The organism is Pseudoalteromonas sp. S2721 (assembly GCF_005887425.1).
GTDB lineage: Bacteria > Pseudomonadota > Gammaproteobacteria > Enterobacterales > Alteromonadaceae > Pseudoalteromonas > Pseudoalteromonas simplex.
Map to the genome: position 1 here is coordinate 1 of NZ_PNCZ01000039.1, position 17,748 is coordinate 17,748.

At 41.2% G+C, this 17,748-nt stretch carries 18 protein-coding genes; 6 read left to right on the plus strand and 12 right to left on the minus strand.

What is annotated here, in order from left to right:
• Window positions 1–437: 437 nt before the first annotated feature.
• Genes CWC02_RS14655 through gpmM form a run of 4 tightly spaced genes read right to left on the minus strand, consistent with a single transcriptional unit; the run spans window position 438 to window position 5,223 of the window.
• Window positions 438–1,196, minus strand: coding sequence for a divergent polysaccharide deacetylase family protein (locus CWC02_RS14655; RefSeq protein WP_138619036.1), 759 nt, complete (start codon window positions 1,194–1,196; stop codon window positions 438–440).
• 35 nt (window positions 1,197–1,231) lie between these two features.
• The gene (locus CWC02_RS14660; protein ID WP_138619038.1) at window positions 1,232–2,500 is read right to left on the minus strand and encodes a S41 family peptidase; all 1,269 of its coding nucleotides are present in this window, start codon (window positions 2,498–2,500) and stop codon (window positions 1,232–1,234) included.
• A 35-nt stretch (window positions 2,501–2,535) separates the two neighbouring features.
• Window positions 2,536–3,675, minus strand: a complete 1,140-nt coding sequence (locus tag CWC02_RS14665) for a murein hydrolase activator EnvC family protein (protein ID WP_138619040.1) — start codon at window positions 3,673–3,675, stop codon at window positions 2,536–2,538.
• A gap of 3 nt (window positions 3,676–3,678) precedes the next feature.
• On the minus strand, window positions 3,679–5,223 hold the full coding sequence (gpmM, locus tag CWC02_RS14670; protein WP_054550972.1) for a 2,3-bisphosphoglycerate-independent phosphoglycerate mutase: 1,545 nt from the start codon (window positions 5,221–5,223) through the stop codon (window positions 3,679–3,681).
• A 192-nt stretch (window positions 5,224–5,415) separates the two neighbouring features.
• Here gpmM and CWC02_RS14675 point away from each other — a divergent pair, with 192 nt between their 5' ends.
• The 4 genes from CWC02_RS14675 to gpsA are packed head-to-tail and all read left to right on the plus strand — an operon-like array spanning window position 5,416 to window position 7,673.
• Window positions 5,416–5,847 (plus strand): rhodanese-like domain-containing protein, encoded by a 432-nt coding sequence (locus tag CWC02_RS14675; RefSeq protein ID WP_054551326.1) that lies wholly within the window; start codon window positions 5,416–5,418, stop codon window positions 5,845–5,847.
• A gap of 30 nt (window positions 5,848–5,877) precedes the next feature.
• Window positions 5,878–6,135, plus strand: coding sequence for a glutaredoxin 3 (gene grxC / locus CWC02_RS14680; RefSeq protein WP_138619042.1), 258 nt, complete (start codon window positions 5,878–5,880; stop codon window positions 6,133–6,135).
• 41 nt (window positions 6,136–6,176) lie between these two features.
• On the plus strand, window positions 6,177–6,662 hold the full coding sequence (gene secB, locus CWC02_RS14685) for a protein-export chaperone SecB (protein ID WP_054550974.1): 486 nt from the start codon (window positions 6,177–6,179) through the stop codon (window positions 6,660–6,662).
• A gap of 3 nt (window positions 6,663–6,665) precedes the next feature.
• Window positions 6,666–7,673 (plus strand): NAD(P)H-dependent glycerol-3-phosphate dehydrogenase, encoded by a 1,008-nt coding sequence (gpsA, locus tag CWC02_RS14690; RefSeq protein WP_055022087.1) that lies wholly within the window; start codon window positions 6,666–6,668, stop codon window positions 7,671–7,673.
• Window positions 7,674–7,747: 74 nt separating this feature from the next.
• Here gpsA and CWC02_RS14695 read toward each other — a convergent pair whose 3' ends face one another.
• Together CWC02_RS14695 and trmL are read right to left on the minus strand one after the other, a co-directional pair.
• Window positions 7,748–9,634 carry a putative bifunctional diguanylate cyclase/phosphodiesterase gene (locus CWC02_RS14695; protein WP_138619044.1) on the minus strand — a complete coding sequence of 629 codons (1,887 nt, stop codon included), beginning with the start codon at window positions 9,632–9,634 and terminating at the stop codon, window positions 7,748–7,750.
• Between the two features lie 102 nt (window positions 9,635–9,736).
• Window positions 9,737–10,201, minus strand: coding sequence for a tRNA (uridine(34)/cytosine(34)/5-carboxymethylaminomethyluridine(34)-2'-O)-methyltransferase TrmL (gene trmL, locus CWC02_RS14700; RefSeq protein WP_054550977.1), 465 nt, complete (start codon window positions 10,199–10,201; stop codon window positions 9,737–9,739).
• A 101-nt stretch (window positions 10,202–10,302) separates the two neighbouring features.
• Between trmL and CWC02_RS14705 the strand changes: the two genes are divergently transcribed.
• The gene (locus CWC02_RS14705; RefSeq protein ID WP_138602166.1) at window positions 10,303–11,211 is read left to right on the plus strand and encodes a cation diffusion facilitator family transporter; all 909 of its coding nucleotides are present in this window, start codon (window positions 10,303–10,305) and stop codon (window positions 11,209–11,211) included.
• On the opposite strand, the gene CWC02_RS14710 is transcribed toward CWC02_RS14705, so the two are convergent.
• Genes CWC02_RS14710 through CWC02_RS14720 form a run of 3 tightly spaced genes read right to left on the minus strand, consistent with a single transcriptional unit; the run spans window position 11,190 to window position 14,208 of the window.
• Window positions 11,190–12,131: an alpha/beta fold hydrolase gene (locus tag CWC02_RS14710; RefSeq protein ID WP_138619046.1), complete on the minus strand. Its 942-nt coding sequence runs from the start codon at window positions 12,129–12,131 to the stop codon at window positions 11,190–11,192. The two genes, CWC02_RS14705 and CWC02_RS14710, sit on opposite strands and share 22 nt — an antisense overlap.
• Window positions 12,132–13,517, minus strand: a complete 1,386-nt coding sequence (locus CWC02_RS14715; RefSeq protein ID WP_138619048.1) for an ATP-binding protein — start codon at window positions 13,515–13,517, stop codon at window positions 12,132–12,134.
• Window position 13,518: 1 nt separating this feature from the next.
• Window positions 13,519–14,208 (minus strand): response regulator, encoded by a 690-nt coding sequence (locus CWC02_RS14720; RefSeq protein ID WP_138619050.1) that lies wholly within the window; start codon window positions 14,206–14,208, stop codon window positions 13,519–13,521.
• 171 nt (window positions 14,209–14,379) lie between these two features.
• Here CWC02_RS14720 and CWC02_RS14725 point away from each other — a divergent pair, with 171 nt between their 5' ends.
• Window positions 14,380–14,907, plus strand: a complete 528-nt coding sequence (locus CWC02_RS14725; protein ID WP_138619052.1) for a Spy/CpxP family protein refolding chaperone — start codon at window positions 14,380–14,382, stop codon at window positions 14,905–14,907.
• 60 nt (window positions 14,908–14,967) lie between these two features.
• Here CWC02_RS14725 and yacG read toward each other — a convergent pair whose 3' ends face one another.
• The 3 genes from yacG to coaE form a co-directional block, all read right to left on the minus strand.
• On the minus strand, window positions 14,968–15,201 hold the full coding sequence (yacG, locus tag CWC02_RS14730; RefSeq protein WP_138619053.1) for a DNA gyrase inhibitor YacG: 234 nt from the start codon (window positions 15,199–15,201) through the stop codon (window positions 14,968–14,970).
• A gap of 73 nt (window positions 15,202–15,274) precedes the next feature.
• Complete coding sequence (pilB, locus tag CWC02_RS14735; RefSeq protein WP_138619056.1) at window positions 15,275–16,951, minus strand: type IV-A pilus assembly ATPase PilB; 1,677 nt, start codon at window positions 16,949–16,951, stop codon at window positions 15,275–15,277.
• 198 nt (window positions 16,952–17,149) lie between these two features.
• Window positions 17,150–17,746 (minus strand): dephospho-CoA kinase, encoded by a 597-nt coding sequence (gene coaE, locus CWC02_RS14740; RefSeq protein WP_138619058.1) that lies wholly within the window; start codon window positions 17,744–17,746, stop codon window positions 17,150–17,152.
• Window positions 17,747–17,748: the final 2 nt, after the last annotated feature.

Consider the following 17,748-nt stretch of genomic DNA (forward strand, 5'->3'; position numbering starts at 1 on the left):
GTTTGAATTCAATGTTATTAGCCGGTGATTTTATATAGCCTATATTAGATCAGATATTTAAGCGGAATGGTATAACAGGTTAGCGATCTCTAAAATGGCTTACTTCACCTTGCGCTAATTCGTCTTTTATTAATGAGCTTTATCTTTTCATTCTGCATGACGAATTACCACGCTGTTGGGTTTCGCTGCGCTCTACCCAACCTACGCCAGACCTTCAAGCTTTATCTTGCTAATAGACAACTCTGAAATGCCTTGGCAGGGCTTTATTGCTTAGGGAGACTCTTACCCAAAAAACCACACCGCGCGGCTGTTTGCTGACATCTGAAAGCTGATAGCTCTGTGTTTGGTTTCGCTGCGCTCTACCCAACCTACGCCAGATCTCAAGCTTTACTCTTTCAACTTTACTCTCGCTAACTCGCAACTCTCGTTTATAACACTCATTCCCCTTGTTTTTGCTCTGCTTTGGCTAGTTGAATGTATTTTGTTTCGACTAGTTGTGAGAGGGGAACAAGTTCGAAGCCTTGTTGTTGTAGTTCTGGGAGGGCTTGTTGTAGAAAAGCAACGGTTTCTGGGTAGGGGTGGGCAATGGCGATTGCGTAGTTGAAGTGTTGAGCTTTGGTTTTTAGCTCTTCTAGTTGGTGTTGTAGCTGACTTTGGGTGACATTGTTATCAAGAAATACATGGCGAGATACATTTGCGACACCATACAGGTTAGCAACATTTTGTGCTTCACTTTGACTCGTTGTACGGCTGTCTAAGAAATACAAACCACGTTTCTTTAATACTTCCATCGTCCATTTCATTGGCTCAGTAAGCTGTGTTAGCTCAGATCCCATGTGGTTATTGACCCCTTTTACTTGTGGTAAAGAGGCTAATGCATGGCCAAGGGTTGTTTGTAACTCTGACTTACTCATAGTATCGGTGAGCGCACCCGGACCAAGTGCTTTGGTTTTATCAAGCGCTTGCATGGGAACATGTAAAAGTAGTTCTTTATGAGTTCTACTGGCGCGTTCAGCAAATATTTGCGAATAGGGTGTATGGGGCAAGATTGAAAAGGTCACTTGCCCTGGTAAGTTTAATATTTCAAGGTCGCGCTGATGGTTGCCTATATCATCAATTACTATGGCTATTTGCTTTGCTTGGCAAAATAGCGGTAGGCAACATACGGCGAGTAATAAGCTTTTTTTTAAGTTCACTTTTTGTAATTATTATATCCGTTGTGAGCATTTACTTACTGCATAATAACGAGCTGCTTTGCTGTAAGTTGCTTTTTGTCTTGTCTATCTAGAAGTGAGCTAAAAAGCGCCAATTCTTGGATATTTTTTATTATAACGCCTTGGTCAATTTCTGAAAGCATTGTTTGATTAATACTCACATCTGGAGTGATCCCCTTCCCATCGATAGATTGACCTAAAGGTGTGTAATAACGTGCTGTAGTCAGTTTTAATGCGGTATTACCATTACCTAATGGTATCAACGATTGCACTGAGCCTTTACCAAATGAAGTTTCGCCAATTAGCACCGCTCGTTGATTGTCTCTCAGTGCTGCTGCGAGTATTTCAGCTGCAGAGGCTGAGTTTTCGTTAATTAGCACGGCAATAGGAGCGCCACTGAGTATGTCGCCTTTATGGGCTTTAAACTTCTGATTAGCTTCATTAAAGCGACCTTTGGTGGATACGATGGTGCCGTTATCTAAAAACAGATCTGCAACTTCAATCGCCCCTTGTAATGTACCGCCAGGGTTATCGCGTAAATCAATGATTAAACCTGAAAGAGGGAAGCTATTGGTGACCTGCATTTTTGCAAGCTCTCGAGCAACATCGTGCAATGTATGATTGTTAAATGCATTGATACTGATCAGTGCAACGCCTGTATCTGCTAAATGGCCACTAACACTTTCTAGGTTAATCTGTTGGCGCTTAACCGAGAAATTAAGCTCAGTATTTGTCTCTCTTTTAACAACTACATCAACGGCGTTCTCACCGCTTTGGCGAATCAACTTAGCCACTTCTTCGATGCTTTTGTCTAAAATAGGCTGTTGATTAATCGCAATAACTTCATCATTTACCTGAAGACCCGCAAGCGCCGCTGGTGAGTTATTAATAGTGTTAACAATATATACCCGACCCTCTTCGATCTTTACTTCTATACCGAGTCCTGTGTACCTACCATTAGTGCTACTGAAGATAGCATCGAGTTCAGTTTCATCGAGATATTTTGAATATGGATCAAGGCGCTCGAATAACGCTTCGACTTGTAAGTTATCAGGTTGAGTTACAAATGCGTTTTGTAGCTTCAGATCATCAACATAATACGTATGAATATTAAATAGGATTTCGTTTAGTTGCTGATGCTGTAGTGATTGTAACGAGGGTTTTGCAACAACCTGAAACGATTGCAATATCAGGCATAGCAAGCTGACAAGTAATAGAAAAGACAGCTGAGTAAAAAACTTAGCTGGGGAAAAATGAGCATTGTAAGAGTAAGTTGTGTTTAGCATCAGCTGCTCCTCATAGAGTGCAGCTATTTAATCAATTAAATGCGTCTGCACCATTTTACAGGATTTACTGCGCGTCCTTTGTGGCGTATTTCAAAGTATAGACCAGGATCTGGTTGTCCGCCGCTTTGACCGACTAAAGCAATCGTTTCGCCTTCTCTAACAAGGTCGCCAACATCGCGAAGAAGGGTTTGAGCGTGACCATATAAGCTCATAAAGCCATCGCCATGATCAATAGCGATAACCCAGCCAAAGCCATTTAGCCAGTCAGCGTAAACCACTTGGCCGTTCTGTACGCTTTTAACATTACTGCCTTCTTTGGCGCTGATTAGTACGCCTTTCCAATCTATGTTGCCGTGCTTGCGTTGTCCAAAGCGGTGGCGTAATGCTCCTTTGGTTGGCCAGTCGAGTTTGCCCTTACTACTTTGTAAGCCTAGTAATTCAACTTTTTCGTTTCGTTCTTGTTCAAGCTCTTCAATGGCGGTGATCAGGGTTTGCTCATTTTCTTTTAAATAATCAATTGAGCTCTTCGTTTCTTTTAACGCTGACTGGAGTTTATTGAGGTTAGTTTTACGCTCTTGCTGTGCATTGACTAGAGCTTGCTGGCGTCTTATTTGCTCATCATATAAGGCAACTAGACGTTGTTTGGTTTTTTCAAGCTCAGCTTGGTTGTCTGCAATTTCTTGCTGCAGTGCTTTGAGTTCTTCAATTTGCTCAATACGTGCTTTATTTAAGTAATTATAATAACTTAGTGTACGCTCAATTTTGGCTGTGTCTTGTTGGTTAAGCAACATCTTTGAATAGTCATGACTACCCGCCATATAGGCGCTTTTTAGTTGTGCAGCTAATAAGGTTTGGCGTTGTGCTTGCTGGGCTTTAAGTTGCTCAGCTTTAGCTTGTTGTTCGCGTTGTTGTTGCTCATTTTCTTTAACAGATTGGGCGGCAAGGTTTAATGCTTTGGCATTTTTGGCGATGTCGAGCTCATGGGCGCGCAGATCTTTACGCATTTGGGCAATGGACTTGCGTTGACCTTTAAGCTCAGCCTCTGTTTTTTGTAAAGCTGATTGAATGTCTGATAAGTCTTTTTTGGTTTGATCTTCATTAGCAACAACCGTAGTTGCTACTAATGAAGTCAGTATTAAACCAGTTTTAAGGAAGTGGTTAATACATTTACTCATAGCTTATTTCAGCGTCATGATTGGTTTACCAGTCATTTCACTTGGCTGCTCTAAGCCGAGTAGGTGAAGCATGGTTGGAGCCACGTCACTCAGTGTTTTACCATCATGTGGTGTCGCATCACGGCCAACATAGATAAATGGCACTGGCTCACTGGTGTGTGCGGTATGTGCTTGGCCCGTTGCTGGGTTAGCCATTTGTTCAGCATTACCATGATCGGCTGTAATAAGCGCTTCACCACCATGTTCTTCAAGTGCTGCAACTACACGACCAATACAATGATCAACTGCTTCACACGCTTTCACAGCAGCCTCAAATACACCTGAGTGGCCTACCATGTCTCCGTTAGGGTAGTTACAGATGATGGCATCGTATTTGCCGCTAGCGATTGCTTCAACAAGTTTATCGGTCAGCATTTCAGAGTTCATTTCTGGTTGCAGATCGTAGGTTGCTACTTGTGGTGATGGAATCAGTTCGCGAGTCTCACCAACAAATTCATCTTCACGACCACCACTAAAGAAAAAGGTCACGTGTGCGTATTTTTCTGTTTCAGAAATACGTAGCTGTGTTTTACCTTGTTTCTCTAACCATTCGCCTAATACATTTGTTAAAGGCTCCGGAGCAAACGCAATCGGCGCTTTAATGTCTGCTGCGTACTCTGTCATCATTACAAAAGCGCTTAACTTAGGTGATTTTTTCTTATCAAAACCACTGAAGTCAGCATCAACAAAGGCACGAGTCATTTCACGTGCTCGGTCTGCTCTGAAGTTAGCAAAGATAACAGTGTCGCCGTCATTGATCTCTGCAGCTGCTTGGCCTTCAGGTACAACCGTTGTTGCAGCCACGAACTCGTCGTTCTCGTCACGTGCATAAGCGGCTTCTAGTGCGGTTACACCGTCAGTGTAGCTGTATTCAGCAATGCCACTCACCATAACATCATAAGCAAGCTCGACACGATTCCAACGGTTATCACGGTCCATTGCATAATAACGACCAACAAGCGTGGCTAAACGGCCACAGCCAAGTTCAGCAAATACAGCTTCGATACGCTCAATTGAGGCTTTTGCACTACGTGGCGGTGTGTCACGGCCGTCTAAGAAACCGTGGAAGTAAACTTCTTTTGCACCGCGCTTAGCAGCTAGTTCGATTGTTGCAACAATGTGGTCTTCGTGACTATGAACGCCACCTGGGCTTAAAAGGCCCATGATATGCACGGCTTTGCCTGCATTTACAGCTTTATCGATATTATCAACAAGTGCAGGGTTACTATCAAACTCACCATCTTCAATGGCTTTAGTGATGCGAGTGAAATCTTGGTAAACGATTCGGCCAGCACCTAAATTTACGTGACCTACTTCAGAGTTACCCATTTGTCCTGCAGGTAAACCAACATCAAGTCCCGAACCTGAAATTAATGTATGTGGGCGGGTTGCCCAAAGGTTGTCGAGTACTGGGGTATTAGCAGCAAGTATGGCGTTACTTTCTGTGTCTTCACGGTATCCCCAACCGTCTAAGATCATTAATACCAATGGTTTTTTATGCTCTGTCATTATAGCTCCTGAAGATTGGCACTTATATATCACTAGCATACCGTGTTTTATGGTTTTGATCAGCTATCAATATGTCATATTAAAATATTTCACGCCCTAGCATTTTCAATTCAAGCACGTATACTTGCGTGGCAAATTTTAATTAACCCATGGCTATGCGCTGTGGTACCTAAATTTCTTAGTGGAAAACGCATGGATCAATATATTGAATTTATCTCGAATCATCCGGTTTTGAGCATTATCTGGTTGGCATTAGTTGCAATGCTGATCAGCAGTTGGTTTAAAAGTAAATTTTCGGCTATCCGTCAAATCAACCCACAGCAACTTACCTTGCTAATTAACCGTGATGATGGCCAAGTGATTGATATACGTTCACAAAAAGAGTTTAACTCTGGCCGTATTGCAGGCGCAACTCACTTAAATCCGGAAAAAGCAAAGCAATCTGATTTTTCAAGCCTTGAAAAGTTTAAGACGAAACCCATTATACTAGTATGTACCACGGGCATGACAGCCTCAGGTATCGCAACTGCAATGCATAAAGCAGGTTTTGAGCGTGTTTATGTATTAGCGGGCGGTATGGGCGCTTGGCAATCAGCTAGCTTACCAACAACGACCGGTCGTTAATAAGGCTCACTGCCCGATAGAGGAATTATTATGAGTAATGTTGTTCTTTACACAAAAGCATACTGCCCATTCTGCCAACGTGCTTTGGCGTTATTAGACAGTAAAGGTGTAGACTACACGAATATCGATATTGGTGTTCACCCTGAGCGTCGTGATGAAATGATCGACAAAGCAAATGGTGGTTACACAGTTCCGCAAATTTTCATTAATGATGAACATATCGGCGGTTGTGACGACATGATGGCAATTGAAGCGCAAGGCATTTTAGACGCAAAGCTTAACGCTTAATAAATTTTAAATATAAAAACGAATACAAGTTAGGAATTACAATGAACGAAGAAAATCAAAACGCAGCAGCAGAACAAGCCGGCGCTCAATTCTCAATCCAACGCATCTATACTAAAGATGTTTCATTTGAGACGCCTAACTCACCTGCTATTTTCCAAAAAGAGTGGACTCCTGAAGTTAAGCTTGACTTAGATACTCGTTCTAACAAATTAGAAGAAGGTGTGTTTGAAGTTGTTCTTGCTTTAACAGTAACGGCTTCAATCGGTGAAGAAACTGCATTCCTATGTGAAATCCAACAAGCGGGTATTTTCACAATTGGTGAAGTTGAAGAAGTTCAACTTGCACACATGTTAGGTGCTTTCTGCCCGAACGTACTTTTCCCTTACGCACGTGAAGCAGTATCAAACCTAGTTAACCGTGGTACTTTCCCACAATTAAACTTAGCGCCAGTTAACTTCGACGCACTATTTGCTCAATACATGCAACAACGTGCAGCTCAAGATCAACAGGCAACTGCAGACGCATAAGCTATGAGTACAGCACAATCAGCTGTTACAGTATTAGGGGCGGGGTCTTATGGCACCGCCCTTGCTATTTGCTTTGCCAGAAATGGCCACCCAGTTACTTTGTGGGGCCGCAATAGCGATGACGTTGCTACGCTTGCAGCTGAGCGAAAGAATCAACGTTATGTTCCAGATGTTAGCTTTCCTGAAACCCTCCAACTAGAAGCTGATTTAGAAACGGCAGTTAAAGCAAGCAAGATCATTTTGGTTGTTGTGCCGAGTCATGCTTTTGCTGGCACGCTGCAAAAAATCAAACCTTGGTTGTCAGAAGGTGCTGAGGTTGCATGGGCTACCAAAGGTTTAGAGCCAAATACAGGGCGTTTATTGCAAGAAGTAGCGGTACAAGAGCTAGGAGATGATGTTCCTCTGGCTGTGCTTTCAGGACCTACGTTTGCCAAAGAAATGGCAATGGGTTTACCAACCGCTATTTCGGTATCGTCTACCTCTAAAGACTTTGCTAAGCAATTAGCTGACCTTTTACACTGTGGCCGCTCATTTAGGGTGTATAACAATGATGACTTTATTGGTATACAGCTTGGTGGCGCAGTTAAAAATGTCATTGCGATTGGCGCAGGTATGTCTGATGGTTTTGGCTTTGGTGCCAACGCACGTACTGCTTTAATCACTCGTGGTTTAGCTGAGCTATGCCGTTTAGGTTGTGCATTAGGTGCCCGTTCAGATACCTTTATGGGTATGGCCGGCCTTGGTGACTTGATCTTAACCTGTACAGATAACCAATCTCGTAACCGTCGCTTTGGCCTTGCTCTTGGCAAGGGTGAAGGCGTAGAAGCTGCGATTGAATCTATTGGTCAGGTTGTTGAAGGCTATAGAAATACCAAAGAAGTGTATTTACTTGCTGAGCGCACTGGTATCGAAATGCCAATAACGGAGCAAATTTACCAAGTGCTTTATGAAAATAAAGATGTAAAAGAAGCTGCGATGGCACTACTTGGCCGTGAGCAAAAATCTGAATAATTTAGATTGTGCACTTTTAAATAAAAAACGCGATTTATTAATCGCGTTTTTTATTTAAAGTATATTTCTAATCATTAGCTTGATTGTTGCTTTTTTAATTTTTCGTTAATAAATTCGCTAACTTGCTCAGCTTTTAATGGCTTACAGTAATAATAACCTTGTTGAAAATGACAGCCCATAATATGTAGCATGTAGGCTTGTTCTTCTGTTTCTACTCCTTCGGCGACCACATTAATATCTAAATATTTAGCTAGTCGCACTATGGTGGCGGTGATATTACGATCTTGGTCGTTTTTATCGATGTCTTTTACGAATGACTTGTCGACTTTTAGCGTATCAATAGGAAAGCGTTTTAAGTAACTGAGTGATGAATGGCCGGTTCCAAAATCATCTAGTGCAATATGTACACCTAGTGATTTTATACGTTTCATTTGCTGCTCTGCAAACTCAGGGTTATCCATCATAGCGCTTTCTGTGATCTCGAGTTCTAAGCAATGTGCTGGGACGTCAAATTTAGCCAAATTATCAACGAGTGTTTCTATAAGACTACTTTGTTGAAAGTGTAGGGCTGAAATATTAATAGCTACATTACCAAACGAAATGTTTTGTTTTCGCCACTGTGCTAGTTGATTAAGTAGTTGTTCCATTAGTAATTGGGTAAGCGGAATAATGGCACCATTTTGTTCAGCCAGCGGAATGAACTCATCGGGGTTAATCACACTGCCATCTTCTTGTGGCCAGCGAACTAATGCTTCAAAGCCGTATAACTGATTATGCTGGGCATCAAACTTAGGCTGAAAATAAAGCTCAAACTCATTGTTGTTGATAGCTCTAAATAAAGCGCTTTCTTTGGTTAACTCGGTTGGGTCGAGTGTGTGGCGGTCTTTATCAAAAAATTGATATGTATTATGGCCCATTTTCTTAGCATGATTCAAAGCACTGGTTGCGCTGCGCATTAAGTTTTCGCAGTTATAGGCGTTGTCTGGATAAATAGCAAGGCCGCAACAGGCAGATAGCGAAGTCTCAAAACCATCCAACATAAAAGGGGTTTTGAATTGCTGCAGCACGATGTCTGCGGTCTTTTTGGCGAAGAATACCGTTTTACCTGAGTAGAGATAGGGCGGCACAAGAATCGCGAATTCATCTGCGCCGAGTCTTGCAATGGTAAAAGCTGAGTTGAGTGCGCCAGTAAGACGGCAAGCAACTTCTTTTAATAAAACATCTCCAACAGTATGACCCAAAGAGTCGTTTATTTTTTTGAAGTTATCTAGGTCGATAAATATGATTAGCAAGCTTGGGTATGTGTCGTTACAGGCTTTAATCGCTTTTTCGAGCGACTCTATAAAAATGGCGCGGTTTGATAAACCAGTAACAGTATCTTTGGTTGTAAGCTTGAGCATCGTGCGCTCATTATTCTTGCGGGCTGTTATATCTGAAAATACTCCGACATAGCGAACTGATTTTTTGAAAAAGCGCGAAGTCGTAATTTTAGTAATGGATAAATCAAGGGCGTAGGGTTTGCCATTTTTACGGACATTCCAAATTTCACCAGACCAATAGCCATCATCTATAAGCTCTTGCTTTATAATTGCTTCTAATTGTTGGTCACGGCCATTAGATGTATGTGCTTTAAATCGTTTACCGATGACATCATCCTCGCTAAAACCTGAGATTTCGCTAAATGTTCTATTAACCTCAATGATATTGAACTCATCATCAGTAACCCAGACAGCGTCTTTCGATTTTGAAAGTAACGCATCAACAAAAACCAATCTCTGTTTTTTACGCTGTAGAGCAATACTAATAATTATCACTACTGCGATGAGTAATAACAAGGTAAGTGCTGCGGTGATTACATAACTTGTTAAAGCAATCGGTGGGTTGGAAGTGAAAACTGTTGCAGCACTGGCAAAGTGCTGTAACAGTAAAATGATACAGCACACTAGGGTGAAAATACGCATTACTTTCCATCTAAAGTATTAAATCAGCCCTTTTAGATTAGTATATTAAAAAAGGTCGTGCTAAATAATTAGTGGATAATTTTAAATCACATTTTCAGTGCATTATTGACCGTTCACAAACCCTAATTGACGCCAAGATTCATAAACAAATACAGCCACTGAGTTAGATAAGTTCATGCTACGGCTGTCTTTTTGCATTGGAATGCGTACACGTTGCTCTTTCGGTAATGATTGAATGAGTTCATCAGGTAAGCCACGCGTTTCTGGCCCAAACACTAAACAATCGCCGGGTTGGTATTGCGCTTGATGATGAAATTGGCTGCCCTTAGTGGTACAAGCATAGACTTTTTTTGGCTGGCATTTTTCAAGGTATGCTTCAAACGAGGCATGGCGCTGTACATGGCTAAACTCATGATAATCAAGGCCAGCTCGCTTTACACGTTTATCATCCCACTCAAAACCAAGTGGTTCAATTAGGTGTAACGCATAACCTGTGTTTGCGCATAAGCGAATGATATTACCCGTGTTTGGTGGAATTTCTGGTTGGTACAACACAATATCAAGCATGTGAATCTCATTTTAAAGGATTTGATCTGCTGCTGAGTATACACGAACTAGAAAGAAAAGATGATATACTCAATACAGTTACTCACTTAAGGTAAGTTGTTGTGCAGCATCGTAGTTACGAGTTTTGGGTTAAAACAGCGAGTCTAGTCACCATTGTTATGGTGAGTTTAATGATTGCGGCAAAAAGCTGGGCATGGCTTGCATCTGGCTCGGCATCAATGTTGGGTTCTTTAACTGATTCGTTAATGGATATCACCGCATCACTGATGAGTTTTTTAGTGCTTGGTTATGCACTGCGTCCTGCTGATGACGACCATCGCTTTGGTCACGGTAAAGCCGAAGCATTAGCAGGGCTTGCACAAGCCGCTTTTATAGCAGGTTCTGGTTGTTTTTTAGCGTTTCATGGCATTGAGCGCTTATTTAATCCTGTAACTTTAAAGCATTCTGATCTTGGTATTTGGGTCAGTATTTTCGCTATTGTTTGTACGCTCGTGGTGGTGTTTGTGCAAACTAAGGTGATCAACCACACTGAATCAATCGCCATTAAAGCAGACTCGATTCATTATAAAGGCGATTTAATCTTAAATTTGGCCGTACTACTGGCAATTGTGTTAGCTAAGTACGGTGTTGCTTATGCCGATCCATTATTTGCTATTGGTGTGGCTGTTTATTTACTTTATAACAGTTGGGACATTGCTCGTGACAGTGCTGATCATTTAATGGATAAAGAGCTGCCAGATGAAGAAAAAGCAGAGATACTCGCCATTGTGAATAGTCATCAAGACGTATTTGGCGCCCATGATATTCGCACCCGCCAAGGTGGTAAAATTAAGTTTATTCAGATGCATTTAGAGCTGGAAGACTCTTTATCATTATTAAGAGCACATCAAGTTGCTGATGAAGTAGAAGCGTTAATTCAAACGCATTTTGATTGCGAAATGGATATTTTAATGCACTTAGACCCACTTTCAGTAGTTAACAAAACACGTCAAAGTTCTGCACAAAATTGATAAAAATCACAGAGTACTGCTTGTCTGATCTCGTCGCGTTCACACAATAGTTCGTGGCGAGCACCTGCGTAGCTTTTTATTTGTGCTTGCTTTTGTCTATGAGTAAGTGCAAATTGCGCAGCGTTATCGACCACAGTATCTTGCTCTGCGCTGGCGATAAACAAAGGAATATCGACTTTTTTATCGACTAAAGAAGCAATAAAATCAAACGATGCATTGAGCCAGCCATAGGTGACGCCACCTAGTTGTAAATCACCTTCTGCTGCATACAGCTCTCTGAACAGCTTATAACGAATTTCACTACTGGTTAGTTCATTAGCTGCAAAGTCGACGGGTAAATAATCGCTTTGGCCAAATGCGTAACTGCGGCCAAGACCAAGTAAGGATGCAATTTTAGCAGCTAGTTTTGCAACAGGCTTTGGCGTGCCTTTGGTATAGATATCAAACATCGGCGCTGATAAAAAAGCCCCTGCAAATTGATGTTGATAACGCGACAGGTAATCATAGGCAATGGCACTGCCCATTGAGTGGCCAAGCAAAACCTGCTTTCCTTGCCAGTGTTGCTGCACTACTTTATCTATAAATACTGCAAAGTCATTTGCGTAATCAGTAAACCGGTTTACATAGCCTTTATGAGTATTTTTTAAATGACGATAAGAGCGACCTTGCCCCTGGTGATCAACACTAAAAACCGCAAAACCATTTTGATATAGCTCCCAAAGCAACTCTTTGTACTTAACTAGAGATTCTATACGGCCAGTACTGATAACGATGGCCGTTTTTGCTTGCTGAGGAATAGCATAGCCGTAATAAAGCTTGCCATGAGCGGTGCTCAGAAAGTCTTGCTTTAATTGCTCAGAAAAAAACTGGTTAATATTAGGTAGGTTACTAACAAGACTTGCTTCGCTACTGTAAAACATTTACTCACTCTTAAATGGGAGACGGATGTTTACGCATAGTCCGCCATGTTCTTGGTTTTCAAGTGTTAGTGTACCATCATGTGCTGAGATAGCATTCTTTGCAATTGCAAGACCTAAGCCTGTGCCGCCTGTGCTTCTATCGCGAGCATGTTCTTGGCGAAAGAAGGGTTCACATAGCCTTGCAAGGTTCGCTTCATCAACCCCTTTACCATCATCACAAACAGTAATGTAAATAGCATCTGATTCAACTAAGCCTATTGAGATTGAATGTTCTGCGTATTTAATGGCATTACGTAGTACATTTTCAAGTGCGCTGGCTATTAAGGTTTCATCGCATTTTAAGTCGGCAGTTAGTGTACCATTGACAATAAGCTCTTTATTGTTTTGCTTAGCTTCAAATTGAGCATCGTTAAGTACATGATCAACAATCACTTGTAAAGACTGCGTACTCAACGCTAGAGTTTGGCTTTTGGCCTCTAAGCGAGAAACTTGAAGGACATCGGCAATCATTTTATCAAGCTGATTAGCTTCTTTTTCAATACGCTCTAAATAAGCGTGTTGAGCATCATCGGCTTGCATTTGTGCAAGGCCTGTGGCCATTTTTAAGCGCGTTAATGGTGATCGTAGTTCATGGGAAATATCTGCTAGTAATCTTTTTTGCGCGCTAATAAGCTGCTCAAGTTGTACTGCCATGGTATTAAAGTCACGACCAAGTACACCTAACTCATCTTGACGAGTAGGAGATACATCGGCACGAGCTGTTAAATCGCCATGAGCTAGTTTTTTTGCGGTTTCTTTTAAACTATTAATGGGTGCAATTAAGTTGCGGCTAAAGAAGAAACTCAGCATCAAGGATGCAACTAAAGCTATCAATAGCTTGAGCCAGGTTGGCATTAGCCAAAGGCTGACAAAAAACGGTTTCTTGCGTTTTTCATCGATTTCATAAAGATAAAATTTACCTTCGGGTACATTTAAAGCTACCGGTCCATAAGCTTGGTATTCATCGGTAAAAATAATTTGCGGGCGCATATATTTGGTAAAGTTCAGCAAGCTTAAATCAATGTCTTTGGATACAGGTTCGCTGAGCATTTCAACACCATGTACCTCACCATTTAAGTACAGTAATTTATGCTTTGATAAGCGCGGATGAGATAAAACCTCTTGAGTTGGTTTGCCGTGCTTAGCAACAATACGTTCAATACTTTTAGCAGTGTACTCTAGGTTCTTAAGCATGGGTCCACGCAGCTCATCGTTGCCGACATTGCTCGTTAATTGGCTTAAAAAAACCAATATTGTGATAGTCGCTATGACGGTAACCCAAAACCAGGCAAATATTTTTAAAAACAAATAATGCCGAGGATGCTTTAGCCAGCTTGGAGTTTGCATATTATTCGCCTTGTATTAATACATAACCACTGCCACGCATGGTTTTGATCCGTTCATTACTAACGTGTTCTGCAATCTTTTTACGGATGTTGCTGACATGCATATCGATTGAACGGTCAAAAGGGGCAAGGCGTCTACCAAGGACTTGCTCACTTATTTGTTCTTTGCTGATCACTTCACCGGCATGTTGTACTAGTATGGCAAGGATCTCATACTCAGTGCCGGTGAGGCTAAGTACGTTGTCTTTAACAGAAGCTTCTCGCGTTGCGAAATTAACATTGATGCTGTTGACACTCAATGAGCTGGCCTGTTGGCTCGATAAGCTATTGATATGTTCGATGCGACGGGTAATTGCTTTAACGCGGGCTAGCAGTTCTCTGTGGTTAAATGGTTTAGGAATATAATCATCTGCGCCTAGTTCTAAACCAAAGATACGATCAAAGTCTTCACCTTTAGCGGTTAGCATGATCACTGGAGTAAGCTTATGTTGTCTTAACTGCTTTAGCACCTCAAAGCCATCCATAGATGGCAGCATCACATCAAGCAATATTAGCTCATAGTTATGCTTTATAGCTTGTTTTAGGCCTTCAGCGCCATCATGAACACACTCTACTGTAAAACCTTGTGCTGATAAGTACTCGCTGAGTAATTCGCACAATCCTGTATCGTCGTCGATCATTAATAGTTTCATTCTGACACCTAGCTATTTATTTCTTTAAGGTTATTTTACTCAGTAAATTGTGTAAAAGTGAATCTTTACACAACCTTTACACTGGTTTGCGTTCCTTTGCATTGAATTAGTTATAGTTAACCCATCAGTCGGAAACGACAACAGAGCACAACCCAACAAAAGGTAATGATTATGACTATTTCAAATAAGCTTTCTAAATTCGTACTTGTTTGTGGTTTAGCAGCAGCGAGTGTCGGTGCTACTTCAGCAATGGCGAAAGGTGACTTTAACCGTGGGATGAATCCACAAGCACGTTTTTTACTTTCTGAGCGTGGTATTGATAAATTACAACTTACAGAAGATCAGCAAACGCAACTTAAAGCGATTTTTGCCGATCAGAAAACACAATTTGCAGCACTGCGTGGTGATAAAGATGCAATGAAAGCCGCTCGTACTGCACACAAAGAGAAAATGGATGCATTATTAGCAGCTAAAACATTTGATGAAAATGCCGCATTAGAACTAATTAATGCGCGTCAAGAAAAAGGCCAGCAGTTTGCAATGCTAAAAATGAAATCTGATCATGCCATTTGGCAGGTTTTAAATGCTGAACAGCGCGAAAGCTATCAAGAGATTAAAAAGCACCTGCGTAAAAAAGGTCACAAAAAGGGTCACCATGGTCCACGCGGAGAGCGCAAAGGTGAGCGTTCTGAAGGTTAATACCAAATTACTATTAATATAAAAAATGCGGCAAATGCCGCATTTTTTGTATTTGACGCTTTATTCTTTAAAGAATGAATCATCGCTCTTAGCTAGCATCGCTTCGATATCTTCAATCATATCTTGGCTCAAATCATTAGCATTGCTAATTGGGCTAGAAATTTTATTGTTCTCAAACGACCACTCACCTAAATCTATTAGCTGGCAGCGTTTTGAACAAAATGGGCGATGTGGACTTTGTTCTGACCATTCTACTTTGGCTTTGCATGTTGGGCAGTCTACAACTGTTGGCATGATATCACTCTTAATTAAGCACTTTCGTCAGATCTTACTGAACAGTTAGTTGAGAATCCAGTAACGAATTTGTTTAGAAACTCGTTACTCGGTTTATTTCAGCCAGAGAGGTAACACCATCGGCGGCTTTTTTCAGGCCTGATAAACGTAGATCATTAAAGCCTGAGCGTAGAGATACTTCAGCGATTTCGAGTGAGTTACCACCACGCATAATAATTTGCGCTATTTCAGGGGTAATTTGCATTACCTCGTAAATACCAACTCGACCTTTATACCCTTCAGTACAGCTGTCACAGCCTTTTGGTGCGAATAACTGAACCTCATTGAGCTTGTCTTTATCAAAACCTTGGCGAATCAATTCTTCATCAGGGAGTGTTTCTGGTGTTTTACACTTAGGACAAAGTCGTCTTGCTAGACGCTGCGCAATAATAAGACTGATTGAACTTGCGACGTTATAAGCAGGAACACCCATATTTAAAAGACGAGTAAGGGTTTCTGGTGCTGAGTTTGTATGCAGAGTCGATAATACCAAGTGACCTGTTTGCGCCGCTTTTATTGCAATTTCAGCGGTTTCAAGGTCACGGATCTCACCAACCATGACGACATCGGGATCTTGTCGTAAGAAGGCCTTCAATGCATTAGCAAAGGTCATGTCTGCCTTTGGATTAATTTGTACTTGGTTAATCCCTTCAAGGTTGATCTCTACTGGATCCTCGGCAGTACTGATATTGCGCTCTGGCTGGTTAAGAATATTCAAACCAGTATAAAGTGATACGGTTTTACCAGAACCTGTTGGACCGGTTACTAAGATCATGCCCTGGGGCTGTTCAAGTGCATCCATGTAGAGTTTTTTCTGCTCTGGTTCATAACCAAGTACATCGATACCTAGCATAGCACTTGATGAGTCGAGAATACGCATTACGATTTTCTCGCCCCAAAGGGTAGGTAGCGTACTTACACGGAAGTCGATACTTTTACGTTCAGTGATTTTAAGCTTAATACGACCATCTTGAGGTTTACGCTTTTCTGCAATATCAAGTCGAGACATAACCTTAATACGCGCCGACAAACGGCTCGCTAAGCTATTGGGTGGACTTGCCATTTCATGCAAAATACCATCGATACGAAAACGTACACGGTAACGGTGTTCATAAGGTTCAAAGTGTAGATCCGATGCACCTTTTTTTATCGCATCCATCAAAATTTTATTGATGTAGACAATAATAGGCGCATCGTCTTTGTCTTCATCTTTGCTGGTTAAGTCTTTAGGAGCTTCGGTTTCAAGATCGCCAAGTTCTTTAAACTCATCTTCACTTAAGTGTAAACCGCCTGCAGCATCAAGTAATTGTTCTATTTTATTTTCGAGCTGAACGTAATCAACAACAACTACTTCACATGAAAGACCAGTACTAAATTCAAAGTTTTCAAAGGCTCCGTAATCGGTTGGATCCGAGGCGGCAATGTAGAGTTTACGGCCTTTTTTTACTAAAGGCAGAATGTGGTGTTCACGAATGAGTTTGTCTTTAACAAGTTCTTCAGAAATGTGTGATACATCAAAATCTTTGATGTCAAAATAAGGGACTCTGAAAAGATCTGTGCATTGCTCTGCTAGCTCATGGCCAGCCATACCACATGTTTTAGAAATTAGCTCCGCAGTTGAGCTGTATTCGCGCTGCTTTGATTTTACGGTCTCTGCATCAATGCGACCTAGAGTGATAAATTTTCGAAGTAGCGGTGAGTTAATATTCATTGCGCACCTAGTTTGATCCTTTATTTGCCACAATCTAACAGAAAAAGTAAAACGGTTACATCAGTCTTGTCTGATTTTGGAAAAATTGCAAAATAAAATAACCATAAACTCAAATGTTTAGCTAGTTAATTGGTACTTTGGTATTGTTTTTCTGTGGCTGCTTTTTTACAAAAATAAGTATTTAAATCAATAATATCGTTAAATTAAAGTCAGGTATTTCTCATGCAACTTTTGTACATCAATTTTTACCTCAGAAAGAAGGCGGTTATTATCTAATGTATCTGTCGCTTTTTGTTGCTTATCTGCTCTGGGCATTTGTGAAGCGATGATTTGCTTAGCTAATTCAACAGAGATATTGTCTCGAGCTGTGGTTCTCGTTATTTGCACTTCAACAGGAACATCTATCAATAGAGTATGATCACAGAATTGATCTAGGCCATTTTCAAAAAGTAGAGGCGCAACTAATATTACATATTGGCTGGTGGCTTGCTGTAATTGAGCGAGCATTGACTCTCTAATAAGCGGATGCAATAAATTATTTAGCCATTGCTTTTGTGATTCATCAGCAAAGATAATTGCTCTTAGTTTTGCACGATCAAGGCTGCCATCAGTAGTGAGTATCTCATCACCAAAGTGTTCAGTAATTTTTTCAAGTCCCGTTGAACCTGGCTCAACGACCTCTCTAGCCACGATATCAGCATCAACCACTTGAATGCCAAGCTCTTCAAACATGGCGCTTATTGCACTTTTGCCTGAGCCGATACCACCCGTTAATCCTAAAATCCAGCTTGCCATAA

What these genes read in the sequence shown, in the direction of transcription:
- CWC02_RS14725 (WP_138619052.1), top strand. Translation starts at nt 14,380, where the DNA reads ATGACTATTTCAAATAAGCTTTCTAAATTCGTACTTGTTTGTGGTTTA.
- CWC02_RS14695 (WP_138619044.1), bottom strand. Translation starts at nt 9,634, where the DNA reads ATGCGTATTTTCACCCTAGTGTGCTGTATCATTTTACTGTTACAGCAC.
- pilB (WP_138619056.1), bottom strand. Translation starts at nt 16,951, where the DNA reads ATGAATATTAACTCACCGCTACTTCGAAAATTTATCACTCTAGGTCGC.
- secB (WP_054550974.1), top strand. Translation starts at nt 6,177, where the DNA reads ATGAACGAAGAAAATCAAAACGCAGCAGCAGAACAAGCCGGCGCTCAA.
- CWC02_RS14660 (WP_138619038.1), bottom strand. Translation starts at nt 2,500, where the DNA reads ATGCTAAACACAACTTACTCTTACAATGCTCATTTTTCCCCAGCTAAG.
- grxC (WP_138619042.1), top strand. Translation starts at nt 5,878, where the DNA reads ATGAGTAATGTTGTTCTTTACACAAAAGCATACTGCCCATTCTGCCAA.
- CWC02_RS14665 (WP_138619040.1), bottom strand. Translation starts at nt 3,675, where the DNA reads ATGAGTAAATGTATTAACCACTTCCTTAAAACTGGTTTAATACTGACT.
- coaE (WP_138619058.1), bottom strand. Translation starts at nt 17,746, where the DNA reads ATGGCAAGCTGGATTTTAGGATTAACGGGTGGTATCGGCTCAGGCAAA.
- yacG (WP_138619053.1), bottom strand. Translation starts at nt 15,201, where the DNA reads ATGCCAACAGTTGTAGACTGCCCAACATGCAAAGCCAAAGTAGAATGG.
- trmL (WP_054550977.1), bottom strand. Translation starts at nt 10,201, where the DNA reads ATGCTTGATATTGTGTTGTACCAACCAGAAATTCCACCAAACACGGGT.
- CWC02_RS14720 (WP_138619050.1), bottom strand. Translation starts at nt 14,208, where the DNA reads ATGAAACTATTAATGATCGACGACGATACAGGATTGTGCGAATTACTC.
- gpmM (WP_054550972.1), bottom strand. Translation starts at nt 5,223, where the DNA reads ATGACAGAGCATAAAAAACCATTGGTATTAATGATCTTAGACGGTTGG.
- CWC02_RS14715 (WP_138619048.1), bottom strand. Translation starts at nt 13,517, where the DNA reads ATGCAAACTCCAAGCTGGCTAAAGCATCCTCGGCATTATTTGTTTTTA.
- CWC02_RS14710 (WP_138619046.1), bottom strand. Translation starts at nt 12,131, where the DNA reads ATGTTTTACAGTAGCGAAGCAAGTCTTGTTAGTAACCTACCTAATATT.
- gpsA (WP_055022087.1), top strand. Translation starts at nt 6,666, where the DNA reads ATGAGTACAGCACAATCAGCTGTTACAGTATTAGGGGCGGGGTCTTAT.
- CWC02_RS14675 (WP_054551326.1), top strand. Translation starts at nt 5,416, where the DNA reads ATGGATCAATATATTGAATTTATCTCGAATCATCCGGTTTTGAGCATT.